Origin of the sequence: Pseudomonas bharatica CSV86 (assembly GCF_000319305.2) — a bacterium.
Lineage (GTDB): Bacteria > Pseudomonadota > Gammaproteobacteria > Pseudomonadales > Pseudomonadaceae > Aquipseudomonas > Aquipseudomonas bharatica.
Genome location: NZ_AMWJ02000001.1, coordinates 1,268,795 through 1,293,721, shown reverse-complemented (window position 1 = coordinate 1,293,721; position 24,927 = coordinate 1,268,795). Strand labels below are relative to the sequence as shown.

The 24,927-nt window shown below is 63.6% G+C and carries 21 protein-coding genes and 3 pseudogenes; 8 read left to right on the top strand and 16 right to left on the bottom strand.

All coding sequences use genetic code 11. The features are described 5' to 3' along the window. Positions 1-73 precede the first annotated feature (73 nt). Complete coding sequence (locus CSV86_RS05745; RefSeq protein WP_009394468.1) at positions 74-1,501, bottom strand: MltF family protein; 1,428 nt, start codon at positions 1,499-1,501, stop codon at positions 74-76. Positions 1,502-1,665: 164 nt separating this feature from the next. Here CSV86_RS05745 and CSV86_RS05740 point away from each other — a divergent pair, with 164 nt between their 5' ends. The 3 genes from CSV86_RS05740 (at position 1,666) to CSV86_RS05730 (ending at position 4,448) form a co-directional block, all read left to right on the top strand. After that, entirely contained in the window at positions 1,666-2,472 is an 807-nt protein-coding gene (locus tag CSV86_RS05740) for a TatD family hydrolase (protein ID WP_009394467.1), read from the top strand. A gap of 95 nt (positions 2,473-2,567) precedes the next feature. Continuing rightward, a complete protein-coding gene (locus CSV86_RS05735) occupies positions 2,568-4,046 on the top strand; it encodes a methyl-accepting chemotaxis protein (RefSeq protein ID WP_009394466.1) in 1,479 nt (492 codons plus the stop codon). A 198-nt stretch (positions 4,047-4,244) separates the two neighbouring features. Further along, entirely contained in the window at positions 4,245-4,448 is a 204-nt protein-coding gene (locus CSV86_RS05730) for a hypothetical protein (RefSeq protein ID WP_009394465.1), read from the top strand. 3 nt (positions 4,449-4,451) lie between these two features. On the opposite strand, the gene CSV86_RS05725 is transcribed toward CSV86_RS05730, so the two are convergent. The 3 genes from CSV86_RS05725 to CSV86_RS05715 form a co-directional block, all read right to left on the bottom strand. Next, complete coding sequence (locus tag CSV86_RS05725; protein WP_009394463.1) at positions 4,452-5,249, bottom strand: acyl-CoA thioesterase; 798 nt, start codon at positions 5,247-5,249, stop codon at positions 4,452-4,454. An 85-nt stretch (positions 5,250-5,334) separates the two neighbouring features. After that, positions 5,335-6,102: a CHAD domain-containing protein gene (locus tag CSV86_RS05720; protein ID WP_009394461.1), complete on the bottom strand. Its 768-nt coding sequence runs from the start codon at positions 6,100-6,102 to the stop codon at positions 5,335-5,337. A gap of 15 nt (positions 6,103-6,117) precedes the next feature. Next, complete coding sequence (locus CSV86_RS05715; RefSeq protein WP_009394459.1) at positions 6,118-6,396, bottom strand: hypothetical protein; 279 nt, start codon at positions 6,394-6,396, stop codon at positions 6,118-6,120. 154 nt (positions 6,397-6,550) lie between these two features. On the opposite strand from CSV86_RS05715, the pseudogene CSV86_RS05710 reads away from it, so the two are divergent. Continuing rightward, positions 6,551-7,602: pseudogene (locus CSV86_RS05710) on the top strand (patatin-like phospholipase family protein). A gap of 66 nt (positions 7,603-7,668) precedes the next feature. Here CSV86_RS05710 and CSV86_RS05705 read toward each other — a convergent pair. The 6 genes and pseudogenes from CSV86_RS05705 to kdpF all read right to left on the bottom strand — a co-directional run bounded on the left by CSV86_RS05705 (position 7,669) and on the right by kdpF (position 15,469). Beyond that, a pseudogene (locus CSV86_RS05705) lies at positions 7,669-8,366 on the bottom strand (response regulator). Next, on the bottom strand, positions 8,363-11,017 hold the full coding sequence (locus CSV86_RS05700) for a DUF4118 domain-containing protein (RefSeq protein ID WP_009394452.1): 2,655 nt from the start codon (positions 11,015-11,017) through the stop codon (positions 8,363-8,365). Before CSV86_RS05700 ends, CSV86_RS05705 begins: the two are co-directional and overlap by 4 nt. A 15-nt stretch (positions 11,018-11,032) precedes the next feature. Further along, positions 11,033-11,593, bottom strand: a complete 561-nt coding sequence (kdpC, locus tag CSV86_RS05695; RefSeq protein WP_009394450.1) for a potassium-transporting ATPase subunit KdpC — start codon at positions 11,591-11,593, stop codon at positions 11,033-11,035. 16 nt (positions 11,594-11,609) lie between these two features. Further along, positions 11,610-13,664: a potassium-transporting ATPase subunit KdpB gene (gene kdpB, locus CSV86_RS05690; RefSeq protein ID WP_009394448.1), complete on the bottom strand. Its 2,055-nt coding sequence runs from the start codon at positions 13,662-13,664 to the stop codon at positions 11,610-11,612. Continuing rightward, on the bottom strand, positions 13,661-15,370 hold the full coding sequence (gene kdpA / locus CSV86_RS05685) for a potassium-transporting ATPase subunit KdpA (RefSeq protein WP_009394446.1): 1,710 nt from the start codon (positions 15,368-15,370) through the stop codon (positions 13,661-13,663). The genes kdpB and kdpA overlap by 4 nt, the downstream gene beginning before the upstream one ends. Before the next feature lie 9 nt (positions 15,371-15,379). After that, positions 15,380-15,469 (bottom strand): K(+)-transporting ATPase subunit F, encoded by a 90-nt coding sequence (gene kdpF / locus CSV86_RS05680; protein WP_037058438.1) that lies wholly within the window; start codon positions 15,467-15,469, stop codon positions 15,380-15,382. Positions 15,470-15,689: 220 nt separating this feature from the next. On the opposite strand from kdpF, the gene CSV86_RS05675 reads away from it, so the two are divergent. Then, positions 15,690-17,056 (top strand): IS3 family transposase gene (locus tag CSV86_RS05675; RefSeq protein ID WP_376699732.1). Its coding sequence is split into 2 segments (ribosomal slippage): positions 15,690-16,178 and positions 16,181-17,056, totalling 1,365 coding nucleotides; the frame shifts between segments, so codons are not numbered across the junction. Between the two features lie 238 nt (positions 17,057-17,294). Then, positions 17,295-18,080 (top strand): sulfite exporter TauE/SafE family protein, encoded by a 786-nt coding sequence (locus tag CSV86_RS05670; protein ID WP_009405664.1) that lies wholly within the window; start codon positions 17,295-17,297, stop codon positions 18,078-18,080. 150 nt (positions 18,081-18,230) lie between these two features. Here the strand turns inward: CSV86_RS05670 and CSV86_RS05665 are convergent, their stop codons facing one another. The 3 genes and pseudogenes from CSV86_RS05665 to CSV86_RS05655 all read right to left on the bottom strand — a co-directional run bounded on the left by CSV86_RS05665 (position 18,231) and on the right by CSV86_RS05655 (position 20,826). Further along, positions 18,231-18,521 carry a hypothetical protein gene (locus tag CSV86_RS05665; RefSeq protein ID WP_009405666.1) on the bottom strand — a complete coding sequence of 97 codons (291 nt, stop codon included), beginning with the start codon at positions 18,519-18,521 and terminating at the stop codon, positions 18,231-18,233. A 466-nt stretch (positions 18,522-18,987) separates the two neighbouring features. Then, positions 18,988-20,134 (bottom strand): annotated as a pseudogene (locus tag CSV86_RS05660) (acetyltransferase domain-containing protein). Between the two features lie 77 nt (positions 20,135-20,211). Beyond that, positions 20,212-20,826, bottom strand: a complete 615-nt coding sequence (locus CSV86_RS05655; RefSeq protein ID WP_009405670.1) for a DUF998 domain-containing protein — start codon at positions 20,824-20,826, stop codon at positions 20,212-20,214. Positions 20,827-20,958: 132 nt separating this feature from the next. On the opposite strand from CSV86_RS05655, the gene CSV86_RS05650 reads away from it, so the two are divergent. Continuing rightward, on the top strand, positions 20,959-21,837 hold the full coding sequence (locus CSV86_RS05650; protein ID WP_009405672.1) for a LysR substrate-binding domain-containing protein: 879 nt from the start codon (positions 20,959-20,961) through the stop codon (positions 21,835-21,837). A gap of 77 nt (positions 21,838-21,914) precedes the next feature. Here the strand turns inward: CSV86_RS05650 and CSV86_RS05645 are convergent, their stop codons facing one another. Together CSV86_RS05645 and CSV86_RS05640 are read right to left on the bottom strand one after the other, a co-directional pair. Further along, entirely contained in the window at positions 21,915-22,577 is a 663-nt protein-coding gene (locus tag CSV86_RS05645) for a hypothetical protein (RefSeq protein ID WP_009405674.1), read from the bottom strand. Between the two features lie 201 nt (positions 22,578-22,778). Further along, positions 22,779-23,426 carry a hypothetical protein gene (locus tag CSV86_RS05640; RefSeq protein ID WP_009405682.1) on the bottom strand — a complete coding sequence of 216 codons (648 nt, stop codon included), beginning with the start codon at positions 23,424-23,426 and terminating at the stop codon, positions 22,779-22,781. A 229-nt stretch (positions 23,427-23,655) separates the two neighbouring features. Between CSV86_RS05640 and CSV86_RS05635 the strand changes: the two genes are divergently transcribed. Continuing rightward, complete coding sequence (locus CSV86_RS05635; protein WP_009405684.1) at positions 23,656-24,087, top strand: MAPEG family protein; 432 nt, start codon at positions 23,656-23,658, stop codon at positions 24,085-24,087. A gap of 88 nt (positions 24,088-24,175) precedes the next feature. Here CSV86_RS05635 and CSV86_RS05630 read toward each other — a convergent pair whose 3' ends face one another. Then, on the bottom strand, positions 24,176-24,850 hold the full coding sequence (locus CSV86_RS05630) for a hypothetical protein (RefSeq protein WP_009405686.1): 675 nt from the start codon (positions 24,848-24,850) through the stop codon (positions 24,176-24,178). Positions 24,851-24,927: the final 77 nt, after the last annotated feature.

Below are 24,927 nucleotides of genomic sequence, written 5' to 3'. Positions count from 1 at the left end.
GATGGCGCCATAATAATCATATTATTCAATATGAAAATCGCAATTAATCCATCATAAAGATCGAACAAATAGATTATTTGCGACCTTTCACCTTGTCGTTCCGGGAGGACTCCAGCGCCTCCCGCTCCCGGTCGAAGGCCAGGAAGTACTTGTTGACGCTATTAACATAGCTGACCGGCCCCATTCCCACCTGCTCCAGGGCAACCCGCTCGACCTGGAAGAACCATTGGTTCTGGTTCAGGCCGCGCCGCCGGGCCTCGGCGCGCATCGCCTGGACCCGCTCCGGCCCGAGGTTATAGGCGGCCAGGACGAAGGCCATGCGCTCGCGCTCGTTAAGCTGGTTGCTGGAAAAGAACTTGCGGCGGATCAGCGACATGTAGCGCGCACTGGCCTGGACATTGCCCTCCACGCTGCTGATATCGCTGACGCCCACGCGCTGCGCTGCGCTCGGGGTGATCTGCATCAGGCCGTGGGCACCGCCGGCACCGCGGGCGCCGGGATTGAGCGAGGACTCCTTGAAGGCCACGGCGGCAAGATTGAGCCAGTCGAGGTTCTGCGCCTCGGCGTGCTTTTGCAGCACCGGGCGCAATTTGTCGAGGCGCTGGCGATTGGCCTTGGCCAGCGGGTAATGCACCTTGTACAGGCGCCGGTAGATGCGCTCGAAATTCACATCCTGGTCGGCTGGCGCGCGGTAGTCCTGGAGAAAACGGTCGACGCTGGCATGCAGCATCACCGCCTCGCGGCGCATGAACCAGTGCGTCGATTCCGGCGCAGCCAGGCTGATCCTGCTGTTGATCTGCAGCTTGGGCATGACCTTGCGCCAGCGCTCGGCGATAGGCTGCTCGACCACCGTCAGCGGCAGGATGCCACCCTGAACCATCTCCAGTACGTCCTCCGTCGCCAGGCTCGGGTCGACCCACTCGATCCTGGTCGGCGCGTGCTTGCGCAAGGCCAGGCGCTGGTTGATCTCATGCAGGGTATCGCCGGCGGCACTGCCGGCCGGCAAGGCCAGGGTATGTCCGGATAGCTGCTCGATCCGGCTGTAGCCGCGCTCGCCCCTGCGCCCTACCAGCACCAGCGGCACCTGGGCCAGCACCGGGTCGCTGGCACTCACGCCCCGCGTGGAAACCGGATCGAGCAGCTCACCCGGCGCCACCAGGTCGCCCTCGCCACGCTGCAAGGCAGGGACCAGTTGCTCCTTGGCCTTGGGGATCAGCTTCAGGCGGATCTCCTGGCCATCACGGGCGCGGGCGTTCAGGTAGTGCTCGAAAGCACGCAGGCGGTAATACTCGATGCCGTACGGCTGGCCCTTGACCTCGCCGGAGCTGTTGCGGCTCTGGTTGACCAGCACCCGCAGTTCCCGGCTGGCGCGGATCTGCGCCAGGTCGCGATCCTTGTTTCCAGTGCCAGCCACCTGGGGCGGACCGGCCACCCGCGCGCTTGCCGGCCCTGCAACGAGCAGCCCGGCGAACAGCAGGATCATCAGCAAAGCTCGGGACATCCGGACTCCAGGAACAGGCCGTGATGGCATGCGTGGCGGCACACTATGCAGCGGGCTTATGACAATTGACCGCAAATGACCACGACAACCTGTTGAAGTTCTTGTGTTTGTTGTTATTTTCGAGCCTTTCAGCGCGTATCAGCCGCGAAATTCGAGGTAGCACCATGCAACTCATCGACATCGGCGTCAATCTCACCAACGCCAGTTTTGCCGGGATTCACCAGGATGTACTGGAGCGCGCCGAGGCCGCCGGGGTGCGGCAGATGCTGCTGACCGGTACCAGCCTGGCCGGCAGCAGCGAGGCGCTGGAGCTGTGCCAGCGCCTCGACACCGATGGCCAGCGCCTGTTCTCCACCGCCGGCGTGCACCCGCACGACGCCAGCCAATGGAACGCAGAAAGCCCGCGCCGGTTGCGCCAGTTGCTGGAGCAGGCACGGGTACAGGCGGTGGGTGAATGCGGGCTGGACTTCAATCGCGATTTCTCGCCCCGCCCGCAACAGGAAAAGGCCCTGGAAGACCAGCTGGCCCTGGCCGTGGAGTTGCAGATGCCGGTTTTCCTCCACGAGCGCGACGCCAGCGAGCGCCTGCTGCAGATCCTCAAGGACTACCGGGACCACCTCGTCGCCGCCGTTGTGCATTGTTTCACCGGCGAGCGCGAGGCGCTGTTCGCCTATCTGGACCTGGACCTGCACATCGGCATTACCGGCTGGATCTGCGACGAGCGTCGCGGCACCCACCTGCACGCCCTGGTCGGCAACATCCCCGAAGGCCGGCTGATGCTGGAAAGCGACGCGCCCTACCTGCTGCCGCGCAGCCTGCGGCCAAAACCGAAGAACGGTCGCAACGAGCCGGCATACCTGCCGGAGGTACTGCGCGAAGTGGCCCGGCACCGCGGCGAGTCCGAGGCCCATCTCGCAGCACATACAACCCTGTGTGCCCGACGCTTCTTCAACCTCCCGGAGCTGGCTTGACACATATCAAGATCTATTGCTGATTAGTCGCCCAGAATGCTGGCACCTTGCCAAAAAACTTTCCGCTCAAACGCTTAACTCAGAGAAGACCTACCATGGGTGCCTGGCTTAGCAACATCTCCCTGAAATACAAGTTCTGGGCTGTCAACGCGGTCGCCTTCGTCACCACCCTGTTCCTGGTGTTGTACGCGGTATTCCTCGAACAGCAGGCCCGGGTCGATGAAGCCCACGACCGTGCGATAGCCGAAGCCAGGTTGCTCGCCGCCTGGCCCGCCGGGCAGGCCCTGCCCCAGGCGCCGCATATCCTGGCCTTTGCACCCGGCCAGACGCCCAGCTACCAGGGGCAGCCTGTCGCGGCCCTGGCCGATGCCAGCGGCTGGGTCAGTATCGAACCCTACGCCGTGTTCGGCGAAGCGCCGCTGGCCGGGGCCCAGGTGATCAGCCGCGACGGCCAGCGGGTCGCCGTGCTGGCACCGGCACCGAGCTTCATGCAGGTCTATAGCGACCGCTTCGGCAACTACGCGGTATGCGTGTTGATCCTGATGCTGGCGATGCTCTGCGCCTCGCAGTTGCTGATCCGCTTCCTGCTGGCCCAGCTCAACACCCTCAAGGATGTGATCCTGCATGTCGAGAAGACCGGCGACCTGTCGGCGCGGGTGCCGCTGTCCTGCGGTGACGAAGTCGGCCAGATGGCCAGTGCCTTCAACGCCATGCAGACGACCTACCACCGCGTGGTCAATACGGTCGCGGTGACCGCCGCGCAATTGGACTCCGGCGCCGCGCGCCTGGCAGCGAGCATGAGCGACGTGCGCCACGGCATGCTCGGCCAGCAGAGCGAGACCGACCAGGCCGCCACGGCGATCAACGAGATGTCCGCCACCGTCTACCACATTGCCCAGCATGCCGGCGCCACCCGCGACCTGTCGCAGACCGCCGACACCCTGGCCGGCAGCGGCAAGGACGTGGTCAGCCGGGTGCAGATTTCGATTGCCGGGCTGTCCAGCGGCGTGCAGCAGACCGCCGAGATGATTCGCCAACTGGCCGAGGACAGCCAGAAGATCAATGGCGTGGTCAACGTGATCCACAGCATCGCCGAGCAGACCAACCTGCTCGCCCTTAACGCTGCCATCGAAGCGGCGCGGGCCGGCGACCTGGGGCGTGGTTTCGCCGTGGTCGCCGATGAAGTGCGTAACCTGGCCAAGCGCGTGCAGTCGTCCACCGACGAGATCACCGAGATGGTATCGGCCCTGCAGGCCGGCACCCGCGACGCGGTGGAGTTCATGACCGAGAGTTCGTTCAAGGCCGACGACTGCGTCAAGCAGGCCCAGGAAGCCGGCGAGGCCCTGGCGGAAATCACCGCCGCGGTGGCGCAGATGCGCGAAAGCAATACGCAGATTGCCGTGGCGGCGGAGCAGCAGAGCCAGGTGGCGGAAGAGATGAACCGCGCGGTGGTGAGCATTCGCGATGTGACCGAGGATACGGTGCAGCAGACGGTGTCGTCGGCGACCACCAGCAGTGAACTGGCGACCCTGGCCGGGGAGCTGAACAAGGTGATCGGGCAGTTGAAGCTGTAGGGAATTTCAGGCCCTCATCGCTGGCAAGCCAGCTCCCACAGGATCGCATGCACCGCTGGACCTGTGGGAGCTGGCTTGCCAGCGATGAGGCCCTCAAGCGCACAGCTATCCCCCCGATCAATCCCCTCAATTGGCCCTGCCCACAACCCGCAACTACTCTTCTGACATGCCCCAGCGAAAAGTCAGAGGAGTTACCCCATGAACACCCACCTACCGCACGACCTTATTGCCGCCCCGCTGTTCATCATTGGCGCGCTGCTGGTGCTCTCGGGGTTGTTCAGCCTGGATCCGGGGCAGATCGCCGTGGGTGCGATCTTCGTGATGGCGAGCGTTGGCCTTTACCGCAAAGGCCATCACCCCGAGGCTGGACAGCCCAAGCCGTTCAGCCACCGCCATCATTGACCGTCAGGCAAACACCGTCACCGTCTGCCGGCTGAGCGCCAGCAACTCGCCCGCCGCGTTCCACATCGCTGCTGCGGTATGTCCGTAACCATCACGGGAATGCTCGACATCGGCGCAGTACTGGCACCAGTCCAGGGTACTCAGGCTGGCCACCGGCTGGACGAATTCGATGGTCCAGGTCAGGGTGCTGCCCGCCGCCGGCTTGTTCAGGTACGGCAGGGTCGCCGGCGGCCAGGCATCGCACAGGGCCAGCAGGTGGGCCTCGGTCACCGGTTCCTCCACCGCGTCACGCAAGCGCACCCAGCCGCCCATCTGCCGCCCCGGCTTGTTGGTAAACGGCATGTTGCCGATTCCCCAGCGCATGGCCAGGAAGCGGATGTATTCCGGGGTCACGCCTGGAATGTAGGGCATTTCCGGGCTGGACTCGGCCAGGCTCTTCATCTGCACTGCCGGCAGCGCCGGAATGTCGATCACCGAACTGCGCCCGGCGCCGAAGCTGCCCTGGACGATGGTCACCGTCTGGCCATTCTGGACCGCACGCCCCAATAGCGAACTGACCGCCTTGCCTTCGCGCAGCGGCTCCACCTCGAAGCTGATGGGTACATTGGGTTCGGCCGGACCGACGAAGGTGATCGCCAGGGAACGCACCGGACGCTCAGGCGAGACCCGGGCGTGCATGGCCTCGTACACCAGCGCCGCCATCAGGCCGCCGAAACAGGCACGCCCCTGGGCCCACTCGGCGGGAATCACCACCTCTTGCGGACGCTGGCGGACGGCGGTGAGCAGTTGGGAAAAATTCATGCGGACCTCGTCCTGCGGAAAAGTCCTACGATCTTAAGAGCAGAACGGGACGCCGAGCAGGCCACATAACTGCCAAATCAGCGGCCTATCGCTCGTCGATATGCTTGAGCAGGCGCGCCACGGTCTTGTCGGCCTTGCGCTCGGCCTCCTGCCGTTGTTCCTGCCACTGCGCAACCAGGGGCGCCAGGTCGGCCTGCTTTTCGGCCTGGGTCAGCCATTGCAGGAGGTCGTGCCAATGGCCGAGGTCGTCCTGGGCGTTCTTGAGTTCGCTGCGCATCGACTTGCCGATCCGGCTCAGCTTCGGATACGCCTCGGCGCCGTAGCGTGCACGCTTGATCAGCAGGCGCAGGCGATGCCGGTCATGGTCCGGCTCGTGCACGGCTTCGACGATTTTCTTCCATTGTTTGTCCAGGCGCTTCTCGATGCGCTTGCCAAGGTCCGGCACCAGTTTCTGCCGCTCGATCGCCCGCAGGAAACCGGGGAAAGCGTCGAGCACGGCCAGCAGCTTGTACATCTGCGGGCTGGCTGCCACCGAGGCGAACACCTCGCCCTCCCCGGCGAGCCGGCGCTGCGCAGCCGCGCCCATGTCGCGCTGGAACAGCTGTTCGGCCAGCACCTCGCGGTCGCGCAGCGGCGTGGTCATATCGCCGATGGCCTTGGCCGCGTTTTCCAGATGATCGACCCCGGGCAGCCCGCGCAGGGGCCGCAGCAGGCTGCGCAAGCGCCGCACCGTGGTGCGCAGGTCATGGAGCGCCTCGCTGTCGGTATTCTCGGCAAGACGCGCCTGGCACGCCATCAAGCGCACCTGCAAGCCCAGGACCTCGGCAACAACGTGATCGAACATCTTCGACATGACCTACCTCACGACTCAGCGTCCTGCACGGGACTCACGAATATAGAAACGAGCCTTTTCCGCCTTTTTGGTGCATCCCTCGAAGGCTTCGAACTGTTGCTGGGTCTTGGCCCCGGTCAGTAGCGACAGGGCCTTGGAATAGCTGACGGTGCCGGCGAAGCCTTCGGCCTTGGCCAGGTCCAGTTCCTTCCAGGCGGCGTCGAGCTGGGAGCCGCAACTGTCGCGATAGGCCGTCTTGCCCGCGCAGCCAGCCAGGGCCAGAACGATCAGGGGCAGGGTTATCCAGGCTTTCATCGGGTGTTACCTCAAGGGAAATGATCAATCAGGTTGGCCTGTTCGACGGCTTTGCCACGGAAAAGTGCCATCACCAGCGTAGACCAGCGCTGCCGGTGATTGAAGCGAAGCGTTGAACAGGCGCATTGTTACCGTACATGACGGGGGACGCAGCATGAAGAAGCGCGTGGCATTGGTATTGGGCTCGGGCGGTGCCCGGGGTATGCGCATATCGGCGTGATCGAAGAACTCGAACGGCGCGGCTACGAGATCGCCTGCATCGCCGGCTGCTCCATGGGCGCGGTGATCGGCGGGATCTACGCCGCTGGCAAGCTGGAGGAATACCGCAACTGGATCGAAAGTCTCGATTACCTGGATGTCCTGCGCCTGGTGGATGTGAGTTTCCGCCTTGGCGCGATCCGCGGGGAAAAGGTCTTCGGGCAGATCCGCAAGATCGTCGGCGAGATCAACATCGAGCAGTTGCGCATTCCCTACACGGCGGTGGCCACCGACCTCACCAACCAGCAGGAAATCTGGTTCCAGGAAGGCTGCCTGCACCAGGCCATGCGCGCCTCGGCGGCGATCCCCAGCCTGTTCACCCCGGTGGTCCAGGGCAACCGCACGCTGGTCGATGGCGGCATTCTCAATCCGCTGCCGATCATCCCGGTGGTGTCCAGCCATTGCGACCTGATCGTCGCCGTCAACCTCAACGCCACCAACCAGAAGCAGTACACCTTGCCGGTGATAGAACGGCCGGCGGCGTTCAAGCTGCGTTTCGACAGCCTGATCAGCTCGCTGGGCTCGCACCTGCCGTTCCGGCGCAAGCAGGCGGAGGCGTTGCTGGGGCTGGAGAAGGAACTGGAACAGGAACTGGCAGCAGAGGCCGTGGAGGTGCCCAATCCGTGGCTGGCCGACGCTGCCAGCCCCAGGGCCCAGCAACCTTCGGCGGCGCCGGAAAGCGACGGTGCGCCAAAGTCGGCGACCGGCTCGTTCATCGTCGACAACGTGGGGCCGGCGTCATTGCTGGACTTGATCAACCAGAGTTTCGAGGTGATGCAGACGTCCCTGGCGCAGTACAAGATCGCCGGGTATCCGCCGGATGTGCTGGTCAACGTGCCGAAGCGGGTGTGCCGGTTCTTCGAGTTCTACAAGGCGCCGGAACTGATCGCCCTGGGCCGGGAGATTGCGCGGGATACGCTGGATAACCATGAGGCTGAGAAACGCTGACTGAGCCGGATTTTCCGCTGTCAGTACTGGCCCTATCGCTGCGGTGCGGCGATAGGGCCCGAAAGATCACAGGGAATCCTGCCCGATCAACCGATACCCCACCCCGGCTCGGTGATAATGAACCTCGGTGCCGTCGGGTCGTCGCCGAGCTTCTGCCGCACATGCGCCACCACGATGCGCAGGTAGTGACTGTCCTCCACATGGGTCGGCCCCCAGATGTCCTTGAGCAACTGCTGCTGGGTGATCACCCGCCCCGGATGCCGCGCCAGTTGCGCCAGCAGCGCGTATTCCTTGCGGGTCAGCGCCACTTCCACGCCGTCCAGGGTCACCCGGCGGTAGGCCAGGTCCACCGTCAACGGCCCGAAGCTGAATGCGGCCTCTGGTGCAGTGGCCTGCGGCACCTGGCGCAACAACGCGCGCACCCGCGCCAGGAACTCCTGGATACCGAACGGCTTGGTCACGTAGTCGTTGGCCCCGCCATCCAGCGCCTGGACCTTCTGCGCTTCGCTGGCGCGCACCGACAAGACCATCACCGGCACCGCGCTCCATTCGCGCAACTCGCGCAGTACCTGCTGGCCATCCATGTCCGGCAGGCCCAGGTCGAGCACCACCAGGTCCGGCCGCGACAAGGCGGCATGGCGCAGGCCCTCGGCGCCGGTACCCGCCTCCAGCACCTTGTAGCCCTGGGACGCCAGGCTGATGCGCAGGAACTTGCGGATCTGCGGCTCGTCGTCGATGACCAGCACGGTCGCGGTCTGGCTCATGGGGTTTCGCTGTCCAGTGGGGGTTGGGCCGGAAGCGGCAAGCATAGAGTGATGCAGGTGCCGCGGCCACCCAGGCCGTCTTCGACGCGAATATGCCCGCCATGGGCACCGACCATGCCGCGACAGATCGCCAGCCCCAGCCCCGTGCCCTGCCCGCCGCGATCACCCCGGGCGGCGGTGTAGAACATATCGAAGATGCGCTCGCGGTCCGCCTCGGCGATGCCCGGCCCCTCGTCCGCCACGGCGAAGCACAGTTGCGCGTCCTCGACGGTCACGCGCAATTCCAGGTGCCCCTCGGCCGGCGAGAAGCGCGCCGCATTCTCCAGCACATTGATCAGCGCCTGTTCGATCAGCGCCGCATGCACATACAGCAGCGGCAATTCGGCAGGCACCTCGGTGCGCAATTGCAAGGGCGCCAGCACCACCCGCAGGCGGTTCAGCGCACTGCCGACGATATCCGCCGGGGTCACCCAGTCCCGCGCCAGCTTGAGGCCGCCATGGCCAAGGCGGGTCATGTCCAGCAGGTTCTGGATATAGCGGTCGAGGCGCTCGGCTTCATCGCGGGTGCCTTCCAGCAATTCACGGCGATCCTCGGCCGGGATTGCATCGCCCAGGGCCAACAGGCTGTCGATGCTGCCGCGCATGGCGGTGAGCGGAGTGCGCAGGTCGTGGGAAACCGAGGCGAGCAAGGCGCTGCGCAATTGTTCGGTTTCGCCGTGCAGGCGCGCCGACTCCAGTTGCTCGGCCAGTTTCGCCCGGGCCAGGGCCTGGGCCAGCGGCTGGCTCAGGGACTTGAGCAAACGCCGGCGCTGGGCCGGCAATTGCCCGTCGTACCGGGCCCGCACGCCCAGCAAGGCCAGCGGGCCCTCATCCACCGACAACGGCCACCACCACCAGCGTCCGTTGGGCAGGGTGTCGCTGCCCTGCCCCGCTTCCTGCTCGTGTTGCCAGGCCCATTCGGCGGCAGCGCGTTCGTTGTCGCTGAACTGCAGTTCACCACCAAAGGCCACCTGCAAGCGCCCTTCGGCATCGCGCTCAAGCAGACAAGCCTGCACCTGCGGCCAGTTTTCCAGATGCTGGCCGGCGGCGCTGAACACCGCCTGGCGATCAGTGGCGGCGGTGAGCCGACGGGTCAGATCGAGCAGTTGCCCGGTCTGCTCCTGGGTCTCGCGCAAGGCCTTCAATTGCCGACGCTGCCGCGCGGCGAGATTGCCGGTAAGCACCGCCATCAACAGGAAGAACAGCGAGGTCAGCACATCCTCTTCACGCTGGATGGCGAAGGAGAAGTTCGGCGGAATGAACAGGAAGTCATAGGCGAGGAACGACAGCACCGCGCAGGCCAGCGCCGGGCCGATGCTACTGCGCACCGCCACCAGCAGCACGGCGGCGAGGAACACCAGGGAGATGTTCGGCAAGTCCATGACCCGTGCTACGGCCCAGGCCAGGCCGCTGGCAAGCAAGGTCGCGGCCACGGCCAGCGCGTAGTGGCGCCAGGCCCAGTCAGCGGCACGCACTGCACGCGCCGGCTCGGGCTGCTCGTCACGGTCGAGGACATTGATCTCCAGGCCATGGGATTCGCGCAGCAAGCGCGTGGCGACCCCGGCGCCGAACAGGCGTCGGCGCAGGCGATCACGCGACTGCCCGACCAGCACCAGGCTGGCACGGCGCTCGCCAGCGTGCTGGATCAGCGTACGCGCCACTTCCCCGGCACGCAGCAGCACCACCTCGCCGCCCAGGCGCTCGGCCAGTTGCTGCGCCGCTTGCAGGCGCTGCCGGGCCGTCTCGTCGCGCAGCTTGCCGTTGTCCACATGCACCAGGCTCCATGGCAAGTGGCGGCGCTGCGCCACGCGGCTGGCATGGCGCACCAGGCGTTCGGCCTGGGCATCGCCATCCACACCGACCAGCAGGCGCCCGCGCAGGGCCGGGGCGTCCTGGCCGAGGCGGCGATAGCCGTGGGCCAGGTCGGCATCCACCTGGGCCGCCGCCGTCTGCATCGCCAGCTCGCGCAGGGCGGTGAGGTTGGTCTGGGTGAAGAAAGCATCGATCGCCGCCCGCGCCTGCTCCGGCACATAGACCTTGCCATCGCGCAGGCGCTCCAGCAGCTCCCGCGGCGGCAGGTCGATCAGCACCAGCTCGAAGGCTTCCTGCAGCACCCAGTCCGGCAGAGTCTCGCGTACCTGTACGCCGGTGATGCCGCGCACATGGTCGTTGAGACTTTCCAGATGCTGCACGTTGACCGTGGTGTAGACGTCGATCCCGGCCGCCAGCAGCTCCTGCACGTCCTGCCAGCGCTTGGCATGGCGGCTGCCGGGGGCATTGCTGTGGGCCAGTTCATCCACCAGCGCCAGCTCGGGCACAGCCTTGAGCAGGCCATCCAGGTCCATTTCCTCGAGCGTTACGCCACGGTACTCCGAGCGCAACAACGGCTGCTGGGCGATACCCCCGAGCAGCGCCTCGGTCTCGCTGCGGCCATGGGTTTCCACCACCCCGGCCAGCACCCGCACGCCGTGGCGCAGGCGGGCGTGGGCGGCCTGGAGCATGGCGTAGGTCTTGCCCACGCCCGGCGCCGCCCCGAGAAACACCTTGAGCCGGCCGCGCCCCTGGCGCGGCAGCTCGGCCAACAACGCATCGGCGCGCTGGGAATCACTCATGGTCGGATCAGGTCCTTATTTCGGCAGTGGCGCAAGGCGGTCGAGGGCGGCGTTCAGGGCGAGGATATTTACCACTGGCGGGCCGACCAGAGGTTGCAGGGTGGCTTGCTCCACCAGTCCTTGCAATGCCTGCTGCGGGATTTGTCGGGCCGCTGCCACGCGGGCCAGTTGATAGGCCACCGCCTCGGGCGGCAGATGCGGATCGAGACCGCTGCCGGACGTAGTCAGCAGGGCCTGCGGCACCGGCCCCTGCGCCGCGCTGAACAGCATGCCGGCGCTGTCGCCGATACGCTTGGCCAGGGCCGGATTGCTCGGCGCCAGGTTGCTCGCACCGCTGGACACGGTTGCGTAGTCCGCCGCCGACGGCCGCGCCTGGAACCAGGCCTCGCCGCTGAACGGCTGGGCCAGCAGGCGCGAACCGCGCACCTGGCCTTGGTCGTCGCGCAGCAGGCTGCCATTGGCCTGTTCGGGGAAGGCCACCTGGGCGATGCCGGTGACCGCCAGCGGATAGACCACGCCGGTCACCAGGGTCATCAGCAACAACAGGCTCAGGGCCGGGCGAAGATGGGTCGTCATGTTCATGTCCTCGAATTCACACCAGTTGCAGGGCGTTGAGCAGCAGGTCGATCAGCTTGATCCCGGCGAAGGGCACCAGCAGCCCGCCCAGCCCGTAGATCAGCAGGTTGCGGCGCAGCAGGTGGGCGGCGCTGGCGGCCTTGACCCGTACCCCGCGCAGCGCCAGGGGAATCAGCACGACGATGATCAGCGCGTTGAACACGATCGCCGAGACGATGGCACTCTGCGGGCTGGCCAGTTGCATCAGGTTGAGCACGCCAAGCTGCGGATAGATCGCGGCGAACAGCGCCGGCAGGATGGCGAAATACTTGGCCACGTCGTTGGCGATGGAGAAGGTGGTCAGCGCACCGCGGGTCACCAGCAGTTCCTTGCCCACCTGCACCACGTCCAGCAGCTTGGTCGGGTCGCTGTCGAGATCGACCATGTTGGCCGCCTCGCGGGCCGCCTGGGTGCCGTCGTTCATGGCCATGCCGACGTCCGCCTGGGCCAGGGCCGGAGCGTCGTTGGCACCGTCCCCGCACATGGCGACCAGGCGGCCTTCGTCCTGTTCCTGGCGGATCCGCGCCAGCTTCTTCTCTGGCGTGGCTTCGGCAAGCACATCATCCACACCGGCCTCGGCAGCGATGGCGGCGGCGGTCAGCGGGTTGTCGCCGGTGACCATCACGGTGCGGATGCCCAGCTTGCGCAGTTCGGCGAAGCGCTCGCGGATCCCCGGCTTGACCACGTCCTTGAGATGGATCACACCGAGCAGGCGCTTGTCGACGCAGACCAGCAACGGCGTGCCGCCGCTCTGGGCGATCTTGTCCACTTCCCGGGCCAGGGCCGGCGGCAGGTCGAGGCGCTGCATGCCGACGAAGGCCAGCACCGAATCCACCGCACCCTTGCGGTAACGACGAGGCCCGAGGTCGATTCCCGAGAGACGGGTTTCGGCACTGAAGGCCACTGGCTGGAACTGCCCGGCGACCGGCTCGACGAAGTCATGCAACTGGCGCAGGTATTCGACTATGGACTTGCCTTCGGCGGTGTCGTCGGCCAGTGAAGCGTACAAGGCGCCCTCGCCCAGCTCCTTGGCGGTAATGCCCGGTGCGGCGAACACCGCGCTGCAACGGCGGTTGCCGAAGGTGATGGTGCCGGTCTTGTCGAGCATCAGCACGTGCACATCGCCCGCCGCTTCCACGGCGCGGCCGGAACGGGCGATCACATTGAGGCGCACCAGGCGGTCCATGCCGGCGATGCCGATGGCCGAGAGCAGGCCGCCGATGGTGGTGGGGATCAGCGTCACCAGCAGCGCCACGAGGAACACCGTGGGGATCGCCCCGCCGGCGAAGTGGGCGAACGGCTGCAGGGTCACCACCACGATCAGGAAGATCAGGGTCAGGCCGATCAGCAGGATATCCAGGGCGATCTCGTTGGGGGTTTTCTGGCGCTTGGCGCCTTCCACCAGGGCGATCATGCGGTCCAGGGTCGACTCGCCGGGGTTGCTGCTGATGCGCACCAGCAGCCAGTCGGAGACCAGGCGGGTACTGCCGGTCACCGCCGAGCGATCGCCACCGGACTCGCGGATCACCGGCGCGGATTCACCGGTAATCGCCGCCTCGTTGACCGCAGCGATGCCTTCGATCACCTCGCCGTCGCCGGGGATCATCTCGCCGGCTTCGACCCGCACCACATCGCCCTTGCGCAGGACGGTGGCGGCGACCACTTCGAAGCTGCCCGCCGCCGTGCGCCGGCGTGCGCTCAGGCCCTGGCTGCCGGCCTTGAGGCTGTCGGCGCGGGCCTTGCCGCGGCCCTCGGCCAGGGCTTCGGCGAAGTTGGCGAAGAGCACGGTGAACCACAGCCACAGGGCGATCTGCAGCGCCACGCCGGTAGGCACCTGGTTATCGGGCAGCAGGCACAGCAGCGTGGTGAAGATCGCAGTCAGTTCCACCACCAGCATCACCGGGGCGCGCTTGAGCTGACGCGGGTCGAGCTTGACGAACGCCTGCACCAGCGCTGGCCGCCACAGGGCGGAGAAGGACGTTTGCGCAGTGCTGGCTGGTGCCGTTTTCACATCGCGAAGCGGCATGTTCATGGGGTGACTCCTTGCAAGGCCAGGCTCAGGTGTTCAGCGATCGGGCCCAGGGCCAGCGCCGGGAGGAAGGTCAGGCCACCGACCAGCAGGATGGTGACCACCAGCAGGGTGACGAACAGCGGACCATGGGTGGGGAAGCTGGCCTGCCCTACCGGGGCGGTCTTCTTCAGCGCCAGGCTGCCGGCCAGGGCAAGGACCGGGAGGATGTAGCCGAAGCGCCCGATCAACATGCCAAGGCCGGTCATCAGGTTATGGAAGGTGGTGTTGGCGCCCAGGCCGGCGAAGGCCGAACCGTTGTTGGCGCTGGCCGAGGTGTAGGCATAGAGCAACTGGCTGAACCCATGGGCGCCGGGGTTGCTGATGCTTGCGGCCGGCCCGGGCAACGCGGTGGCCAGGGCGCCGAGGATCAGCACGCCGACCGGCATCACCAGCAGGGTCGCCACCAGCAGTTGCACCTCCCGCGCCTGGAGCTTCTTGCCGAGGTATTCGGGGGTGCGGCCGATCATCAGGCCGGCGAGGAACACCGCGATCAGCACGTTCAGCAGCATGCCGTAGAGCCCGGCACCGACGCCGCCGAAAATCACCTCGCCGACCATCATGTTGACCAGCGCGACCATGCCGGTCAGCGGGTTGAGGCTGTCGTGCATGGCATTGACCGAGCCGTTGGAGGCGGCGGTGGTGGTCACCGTCCAGAGCACGCTGCCGGTGGTGCCGAAGCGGCTTTCCTTGCCTTCCAGGGGCGCGCTTTGCTCGACCTGCGGATTGCTCAGCGCCGGGTTGGGCTGGTACTCGGCCCACAGCGCGGTGGCGCCGCCGACCAGGAACAGGGCGAGCATGCCGGCGATGATCGCCCGGCTTTGGCGCATGTCCTTGACGTAATGGCCGAAGGTGAAGACCAGGGCCACCGGGATCAGGATGATCGACACCACTTCGAACAGGTTCGACCAGGCCGTCGGGTTCTCGAACGGGTGGGCCGAGTTGACGCCGAAGAAGCCGCCGCCGTTGGTGCCCAGTTGCTTGATGGCGATCTGGCTGGCGGCCGGGCCGAGGGGAATCACCTGGTCGGCGCCTTGCAGGGTGACCGCATGCACGTAATCGCTGAAGGTCTGCGGCACGCCCTGCCACACCAGGATCAGCGCCAGCACCAGGCACAGCGGCAGCAGGCCATAGAGGGTGGCGCGGGTCATGTCCACCCAGAAGTTGCCCAGGGTGCCGGCGCTGCGCCGGGCGATACCGCGGCATAGCGCGACCAGCACGGCCAGGCCGGTGGCGGCGCTGACGAAGTTCTGCACGGTCAGGCCGAGCATCTGGCTCAGGTAACTGAGCGAGGCTTCGCCGCTATAGGACTGCCAGTTGGTGTTGGTCATGAAGCTGACCGCAGTATTGAACGCCAACGACCATTCCTGGCCGGGCAGGTGTTGCGGGTTCAGCGGCAGGTAGGCCTGCAGGCGCAGCACGGCGAAGAGCAACAGGAAGCCGGCCAGGTTGAAGACCAGCAAGGCCAGGGCGTACTGCTTCCAGTTCTGTTCCTGCCGGGTATCGACCCCGGCGATGCAGTAGCAGCCTCGTTCTACCGGGCCGAGCACCGGGCTCAGCCAGGTGCGCTGGCCCTCCATCACCTTGTAGTAGAAGCGCCCGAGCCAGGGTGCCGGCAGCAGCACCAGGGCGAAGAAGGCCAGGAGCAATGCGTAATCGTAACTGTGCATGGCCGCTCCCTAGCCGCGATCGGCGCGCAGCAGCGCGACCATCAGGTACACCAACAACGCCACTGCCAGCAGCAGTGACACCCCGTCCAGAATGCTCATGAGAAATCTCCGTTCGGCGGCGGCTGCCGCGTAGGGAAATTCTCTGGCGCAGAGGCGTAAAGGGACGAGATTGGCGTAGGCCTTGGCGCATAAAGATTTCGTAAAAAGCCCGGGATTTGCAGTGTTCTCCAGGGCCTCATCGCTGGCAAGCCAGCTCCCACACCGCTAATGAGCTGCGCCCCGGATGTTGGACAAAAAATCCAACACCGGGGTGTTTTGCATGACCAAGTATTCAAAGCAGTTCAAGTTGTCCGCCATCGAAGCCTTCCTCAAGCGAGGCCGAGGTTTCCGTCATGTGGCGAACCAGTTCCAGATAGATCCCACCTTGCTTCGCCGTTGGGTCGTGGCCTATCAGCAACACGGCAGGTCCAGCCTTGAGCGTCGCCATCAGCGCCACAGCGCCGAATTCAAGATTACGGTGCTTCACCGCATGCTAAATGACCGTCTTTCTCAGCGCGCCGCCGCAGCGTTGTTCAACCTAGGTAACTCTAGTCAGCTGGGCAGATGGCTGCGCCAGTATTACAGTGACGGGCTCGCAAACCAGCTTTCTGTAGAAAAGAGTTCAACCCGCACCATGCCTAAGCCTTCCGCCAAGTCCTCCAAGCCTGCAGCCGTGCGTAACGAGGACCTCTCGCCCAAAGAGTTACTAGAGAAAGTTCGCATGCTTGAAGCGGAGAACGCCTACCTAAAAAAGCTCGAGGAGTTAGAGGAGGCGAAGCTCAGGCAGATCCGGGCAGCAAGGAAAAAGCCCAGCTGATTACCGCGCTGCGCCGACAGTTCAGGCTGAAATACCTGCTGATCGCTGCTGGTTTGCCTCGTAGCACTTACTACACCTACTTCGGGGACGAGGGCGCCGAGGATAAGTACGCTCCACTGAAACAGGCGATGCGGGGCATTCAGGAGCACCACAGGGGCCGGTATGGTTATCGTCGCATGACCGCTGCGCTGCGCCAGAAAGGGCACATGATCAACGGCAAGAAAGTGCGCCGCCTCATGGGCGAGTTGGACCTCAAGTGCACGGTACGACCGAAGAAATACAAGTCGTACAGAGGGCTGATGGACGAAGCATCGCCGAACACCATGAACCGGGAGTTCGCTGCTGATCAGCCGAATCAGAAATGGGTGACAGACGTTACCGAGTTCAAGGTGGCTGGAGAAAAGCTTTATCTGTCGCCAGTTCTGGACTTGTACAACGGGGAGATCGTGGCCTATCAAACGGATACTCGGCCGCGTTACACCCTGGTGGGAACGATGCTTGAACGAGCGCTGGAGAAGCTGCCGGCTGACAGTAAGCCGATGCTGCACTCAGATCAGGGATGGCATTATCGCTATCCGGATTACCGCCAGCGCTTGAAAGAAGCGGGCTTGGAACAGAGCATGTCGCGCAAGGGCAACTGCCTGGACAATGCGGCGATGGAAAGCTTTTTCGGCACGCTGAAGTCGGAGTATTTCTACCGCGAGAAATTTGAGAGCATCGAGCAATTACGCGCTGGGATTGATGATTACATCCGCTACTACAACCACGAACGTATCAAGATGAAGCTCGGCGGCCTGAGCCCTGTAGCGTACAGAGCACAAGCCGCATAGCTTTAGACAAAAGTGTCCAACATCCGGGGCGCAGCTCACTAACCCTGTGGGAGCTGGCTTGCCAGCGATGAGGCCCTCAAGAGCAACAAAAAATGCATCTGACACATACCCGAGACGACTTCAATGCATAGGTCGAATCGATATCGGTTATAAGCTAATTCGATACAAATATATTTGGGCATAAAAACATCCGTTATGCTGCGCCCGCCCCGTCGATCTAGAGCGTGTCAGGTAACGTATGGATGTTGGTTCGTTTGGTTTCACCATTGCAGGTCTGGTTGTAGGTTTCATCGTCGGCATGACCGGCGTCGGCGGCGGTTCGCTGATGACCCCGATCCTCCTCTGGTTCGGCATCAACCCTGCTACCGCGGTCGGCACCGACCTGCTCTACGCCGCCATCACCAAGGCCAGTGGCGTCTGGGTCCATGGCAAGCAGAAGAACATCGACTGGGCCATCACCGGCTGGCTGGCCCTGGGCAGCGTGCCTGCGGCAGCAGCGACCCTGTGGTTCCTCAGCACCCTGAACACCGACACCGCCGCGCTCAACGCCATCATCAAGCAGGGCCTGGCGGTGGTGCTGATCCTCACGGCGCTGGCGATCCTCTTCAAATCCCGGCTCCAGGCCTTTGCCAACAAGCATGCCGGTGATCGCTATCATCTGAGCGGGCGCAGCCTCAACATCCTGACCGTGATCACCGGTGTGGTGCTGGGGGTGATGGTTTCGCTCACTTCCATCGGCGCTGGCGCGCTGGGCACCGTGGCGTTGTTCCTGCTCTATCCGTACCTGGTTACCCGTCGGCTGGTCGGCACCGAGATCGCCCACGCCGTACCGCTGACCCTGGTTGCCGGGTTGGGGCATGCGAGCATGGGCAACATGGACTGGTCGCTGCTGGGGTATCTGCTGCTGGGGTCGTTGCCGGGGATCTATATCGGCAGCCATCTGACCGGGAAGATTTCGGATGCGGTGTTGCGGCCTTGCCTGGCGGGGATGTTGTTCTTGATTGGGTATAAGTTGGCGTTCTGATCGACACGCAAGTGGAGCACACGTAAATCCAGTGCGCGACGCGGACCCTGTGGGAGCTGGCTTGCCAGCGATAGCGATGGTGGATCCACCACCGCAATCGCTGGCAAGCCAGCTCCCACAGGGTCCGCGTCATGCTTTGGAGCTTGGGGCTCAAGCCTCTTCCTGCTTCCGCTCTGCCGTCTTAAGCAACGACTCCACCAACGCCTGGCAGATCTCCAGCGAATGCTGGGTCGCCCAGGCAAGACTCTGCATCGGCTTGCTCGCCGATTCGCAGACCTGGTAGTTGGTTTCATAGGCCGAGGACAGGGACATGGTCAGGTGCACGAGGACATCTTCCATGCTGGCGCCTTCACAGACGCTGAAAAGCGGTGGATGGGTGCCGTTGCAGGTGGCGAAGTGAGTGTGGGCGGTGCGGGGTGGATCGGGTACGGGTTTGATCATGTTGGCGTTCCAGAAAAGTGACGGAAACCGCCACCCAGAACGTGACCAAACGATTGGGTGACGACTGTACGCGGATTGGTCAACCGGCATCTGGAACACACTCCGGCGCACCCGAAGGTGCTCCACGCACAGCCGCCATGACAGCAGCAGCCGACGCTATCGTCCTTCAAGACGAGCGGTTCCAGAAAGGTGCAGGTGACCAAACCTGATCGCCAAGCAGCAGCGACCGGCGAAGACTAGGCAGCCATTTCCAGGAGTGCAACGTCAAACGAGGCGCGGAAGTATGATTGGGAAATTGCCTACAGAAAAGTCGGAAATCGCGGGAATTTCGTAGCGATATGCGACACCTATACAGGCCTCACGAGCACCGCTAACCCTGTGGGAGCTGGCTTGCCAGCGATGGCGTCGGTGAATTCATTACCGCTATCGCTGGCAAGCCAGCTCCCACAGGGTGCGTGTTGCCAATCTACAAATACTTCAACCAAACAATATCCCGCCGCCGTGCCTTCAACCGGGCAAACCAGCGCACCGGCAAGTACAACGCCAGGGCCAGCAGCACCGCCCCGAGCCACACCCCTGCGACGGAATCGAAGCCGAAATACTGCCCCTGGTTTGTCCCGAACAATCCCACGGCCAGCACATACAACACCTTCAACACATACAGGTGCAGCAGATAGAAGAACATCGGCGCCGCCCGAACACCGCCAGCCAGCGCACCGCCCGGCCCTCGTTGCGCCGCTCGAAAGCCACCAGCAGCAACAGCCCGATGCCCAGGGTCAAGGCCAGGAACAGCAACGACGGCGGGTACTTGGTGATGTTGAAGAAGCTCATCAGCGTCTGCACCGTCGTCTCGCCGACAGCCCAGGGTTTCTCGCCGTAGCCATTGAGCAGACGCAGCACAAGGAACAAAGCCAGCGCCGAACCGCCCGCCAGAAGCAGACGCCGGCGCCGCACCAACGCCTCGCTGCCCCGGGCAAACCACGGCCCGATCCCGTAACCCAGGGCAATCACCCCGATCCATGGCAGCAGCGGATAGGACGTACGCAACCGCAGCCCCTCCCCCGCTTCGATCCAGCCCCGATCATGCAGCACCGCCCAAGGCACATGCATCGCCGACCCGACCGGGAAATGCACGCCATCGAGCAGGTTATGCCCGCCACCAGCACCACACCCAACCCGATCAGCAGCGCCCGCGGCAGCCAGATCAAGGCGCTGAGGGCCAGCATGCTCAGGCCGATGGCCCAGATCACCTGGAGGTAGATCACGCTCGGCGGCAACTGGAAGGTCCAGGCGAAGTTGACCAGGGTGAACTCCAGCACCACCAGGAACAGCCCGCGCTTGAACAGGAAGCTGGACACCGCCGCCTTGCCCTGCTGTTTTTCGCCGTAGAGAAACGCCGAAAGGCCGGTCAGCAGAATGAACACCGGCGCACACAGGTGCGCCAGGGTGCGGCTGAAGAACAGCGCCGGGTCGGTCTGGCTCACGTCCATGGGATCGCTGACCTGCATGTGCAGGTAGAAGGTTTCGCGCACGTGATCCAGCAGCATGAAGAGAATGACCAGGCCGCGCAGGGCGTCGATCGAGTGAAGACGGGTTGAAGGTGTGGCAGACATGCGTAATCGATACTCGTTGACAGATGCAATGTTATTACATGATGGCACGTCGCCCTCCGGTTTCGCCAGCCGCAACGTCAGCGCAAGCTCATCCACGCCAACACCGCCAGCCAGATCACCGCGATGCCATAGTTGAGGCGCTGGTACAGGCCAAAGCCATGCCCGCTCTCCATCGCCGCGGCCATCAGCCCGACAGTGACCAGCGCCAGCACGGTGCACAGCAACGAGAAGCGGGAAAAGCCCGGCGAACCGAGCAAGCGCCTGCCCAGGAAAATCCACAACGCACTGGCCAGGGTCAGCGAGAGGAACATCACCAGCCCGGACAGGTTATGCATGCGCTGGGAGAACGAAGGCTCTGCCGGCACACAGCCCTGATCGCAGGGGAAATAGCCGGCACTCATGCTGGCCAGGCCATGGACCACGACCAGCAGCGCTGCGATCCAGGCCAGCCGTGAATCCTGAAAGCGCCGGAGCTGTCCGGCGCCGCATAGCACGAACAACACCCCCAGCGGCAGATTGTTCACCCAGGGGGAAACATCATGGGTCGGTGCGCCCACAGCCCCCAACTGACTCATGGCCAGGTCCATATGGCTATAGCCCGGAAACTGGCTGGCGGTGATCAACACCCCGAAAAACAGCCAGAACGGCACCAGCAGCCCGGCCTCCAGCAGTACCCGATCGATAGTCCTCATCACCCTCATGGCTCCGTTGTTGTTGGATGAGGAATGCTAATGATCGCGGCCGCGCAATCGTTACCGAAAATTTTGCAAGGCAGCTTGCCCATGCGTCATCCTGTCGCCCTCCGCGCAAGGACCGCATCTCCCGTGACACGACGTCTCCCCGGTACCACCGCCCTGCTCGCCCTCGAGGCAGCAGCCCGCCATCAGAGCTTTGCCCGCGCCGCCCAGGAGCTTTCCCTCACCGAAGGCGCCATCAGCCGACAGATCGCCAAGCTGGAGGAGCAGGTCGGCGTGCGTCTTTTCCACCGGGTGGGCAATCGCGTCGAACTGTCCGATCTTGGCGCCCGCTATGCCGCCGAAATGCGCGAAGCACTGGACATGATCGAACGCCGGACCCGCCAGCTGCAGGCCGATGCCCGGGTCGATGCGCCGCTGGAAATCGGCGTGATCCCGACCTTTGCCAGCCGCTGGCTGATTCCACGCATGGCGGATTTTCATCAGCGCCATCCGCAGGTCCGGATCAACCTTCGTGAACGCACCGAGCCGTTTAACCTGGCCGACAGCGAGCTGCACGCAGCGATCAATATCGAGCACCCGGCCTGGAGCGCTATGCAGGTGCAGGCGTTGTTCCAGGCGCCGCTGCTTGCGGTCTGCCATCCCGGTCTGGCCGGGCGTGCGCCCGCCGAACTACCACTGTTGCACAAGCATGAGGATGGCGAGCAATGGGCAGCGTATGCGCAGCACAGCGGCATCGAGTTGCCCCAGCATGAAACAGGCCCGCGCTATGACCGCTTCTCCCTGCTGATCGACGCCGCCCGCGCCGGCATGGGCGTGGCGCTGGTGCCGCGCCTGTATGTCGAGGAGGACCTGGCTCAGGATCGGCTGCGTGCGCCGTGGCCGGAAGTGACACAACTCAGCGAGCGCTATGTGCTCGTCAGCCGGCCGGGAGAAGTGCCGGTGGCGCTGGAGGTATTCCGGGAATGGTTGTTCGGGGAAATCGGGAAAGGCCAGCAGTCCGGATAAACCTTGCCCGGACCGCTGGTGAAGATCGCCTCACAAGATACCGTTGATGCCGTAGTTGGTGATGTCTCCTGAGAGGCCTAGTCTTGCGAGAACCCAGTCAGGTCATAGGTGCCCCAGCGCACATACACCTGAAACGGACGATCAGGTGCCTGTTCGAAGAGGTCGTGAATATTCGGCATATCCACCACGACATTCCGAAAGGTGGCGATCAACTCCATGGCGTCGGGAGAAATGCGCTGGTGGTTGCATTTGAAGGTTCCCCTTGTTGCATTGCGACTCACCAGGGTCACGGTGTCATCGCCGTTTTCGTATCCCAGCACATAACTCAACATTCTCGACTGATAGCCATCCTGCGGAGCGGACAAGTCGAATTCCACGCCAGAGTACTCATCGAAGATAAGAAAGGAAAAATACTCGATCGCCGCTCCAAAAGCGCTTTGGGGTGGGAAGGATTGTGCTTGCAGGCGCCACGAAAGCCGGACGTTCTCCTCGAGGAGTCTCCTTTTGTCCATGCCTTGGGCGTCGAACATTCGAATTTCGGAATCGAGCACGTATTCCGTCTTGAAATCATCACCATCAGGTAACTGCGCCTTTGCAGCGGCACGGGATTCGAAGGCCTGGCGCAACTGCGGCTCATTGTCCAAACGGACGCGGAAGATATCCGCACCATTGACCTGACGATGTTCAAGCACGCTGTCTTCCTTCACACCCAACCATCTAGGATTCACTGTGAGATCCATGATGTTCTCTCCAAATAGCACTGCAATAAGTGGAATGCTTCGCCCCTGCCGGGCTCGAAGAAGACCGGTGCATGGCAGCGACACGACCGGCCCTCATCGGCGTGGCCGCCGAAATGCGCAGGGCCAGTCTATGACGGGCCGATTTTTCCCACACCTGACAGAAATATCAGGTACTACCAGCGCCCCGGCTGCCTCCACCACTTACAGTTGCCCGTACAACTCATAGAAACCACTCGGAAGTGTCACGACAAATGCACGATCAGGTGCCTGCTCGATAACGTCGTGACAGTTGGGCATGTTGAACACCACGTTGGACAGTGCACCGTTCAAACGCATGCTGCCCTTAACCACCGGCGTGCTGCTGACCTCGATGATCCCGGAGACGGGATTGACGCCGATCATCGAGATGTAGTCGGCTTCCGTCTGGAATCCCAGGCTATACCTCATCCAGGGTCGGGCGAGTATTTCATCGGCAACGGACAGGTCGTACGGACCATCGTGGTGGTCGAAGACCCAAATGCTCACCTTCTCCAGGATGACGCCGTAGGAACTATTCGGCGGATAGACCTCCGCACGCAGATTCCACCCCGGCATCGGTACTTCGCCAGGGCTGTACCACGAGTTGTTGCGCTCCTTGTCGAGCTGGTCCGGAACGAACTTGCGAGGTGCGGCGCCATCGAGCACGAAATCGAGATCGAAAATATCGTCAGCACGCGCCGCCAGGCTGCGACGCAACCCCGGCTCATTCTTCAGAGCAATGCGCATCAGGTCGGCGCCGTTCACATGCTTGTGCTCGACCACGCTTTCCGGCTTTACCCCTGACAGCAGGGCAATCGTCTTGATATCCATGATGTCCAATCCTGTTAACGCTGCTAGCAATGGGATGCTTCGTCACCCTAAGGTTGGAAGAAGCCCGACACATGGCAGCGACACGACCGGGCTTCATCGGCGAGGTCGCCGAAATGCGCGAGGCCAGTCTATGTCTGCGTTACCTTTCCCACACCTGACAGAAATATCAGGTGCCCCGCCCGGCTAGCTGTTAGCCTGCGTCACCGCCATCACTTTCAAAGGAATGAACATGAGCGCGCTGCTGCCCTTCTATGCCCTGTCTGTCGTGATCCTGTTCCTGAAGATGCTCGGCATCTCCTGCTATCAGGGCTATCACCGCATCAGTCGCCTGACCTTCCAGAATGCTGAAGACGCCCGCTTCGTCGGCCGCCAGGCGAGCCCCGAGGAGTTGCCCCAGGTCACGCGGGCAGCCAGGGCCTGGGCCAACGATCTGGAAAACATCCCGCTGTTCTTCGTGCTTGGCGGCCTGTGCGTGGTGCTGGACACCGCCACCAGCACGAGCCTGGCGTTGTTCTGCGTATTCACGGCCGCGCGAATCGCCCATACCCTGTGCTACCTGCTGCAATGGCAACCGTGGCGAACCTTGGCCTATGCCATCGCCCTCGCCTGCCTCCTGGGCATGGCCGGGATGGTGGTGAGCCGGGCGTTGGCAGTGCTGTGAGGGTTGTAATCAACCAGATCAGCGGTTGCTCGATGAAGTGGACAACAGTGACGTGGACACAAAAGCATCCACGCCACTTGCCCCTGACTTACCAGGTGCCCCTCAGGTTGTAGGAGCCAGAAGGCAGCGACACCTCGAATTCACGATCCGGTGCCTGGTCAAGATACTCATGGCAGTTGGGCATGCGGAACTGCACGTCGTTGAATCTACCGGTCAGGACCTTGCCGTTCTCCACGTCGGCGTAATGCTGGAACCAGAAGTTGCCGGCTGTTGCCCAGGTCACGATCAGATTGATTGCGGAATTTTCAATTGCATAGCCCAGTGCGTACATGAAGATGGGGCGCTTCGAATGATCAGGCTCACTCAAGTCGTGATCCAGCCCCGAATGGGCGTTCTTGGACCAGATACTGATTTTCTCGATGGCGGCATCATAGGTGCAGTTCGGATGGTACATGTTTGCGACGATCAACCAGGCAGGCACCGGTTCGTAAGTCCCGTCGTCTTCATGGATTATCTTGTTGCGCCCTGTCTTGATGTGTTGTGCCGAGAATGGACGAGGAACCCCATCCACGGTGAGTTCCGCAGCAAAGACACCTTCCTCGGGCAGGTCGGCCGCCGGAGTGCCCCGGGAGGTGCCGGGCTGTAGCAACTGCGGTTCCTTGCTCAGATCGACTCGAAGGACAGCAGCACCGTCCAGCAGCTTATGGTCGATCACGCTTTCAGCATTGATATCCAGGTATTGGGCAAGCGTCTTGACATCCATGATGTCGTCTCCAGATTCGGCTGCATTCAAGGGGATGCTTCGCCCCCGCAGGGTTCGAAGAAGGCCGGACGCGGCAG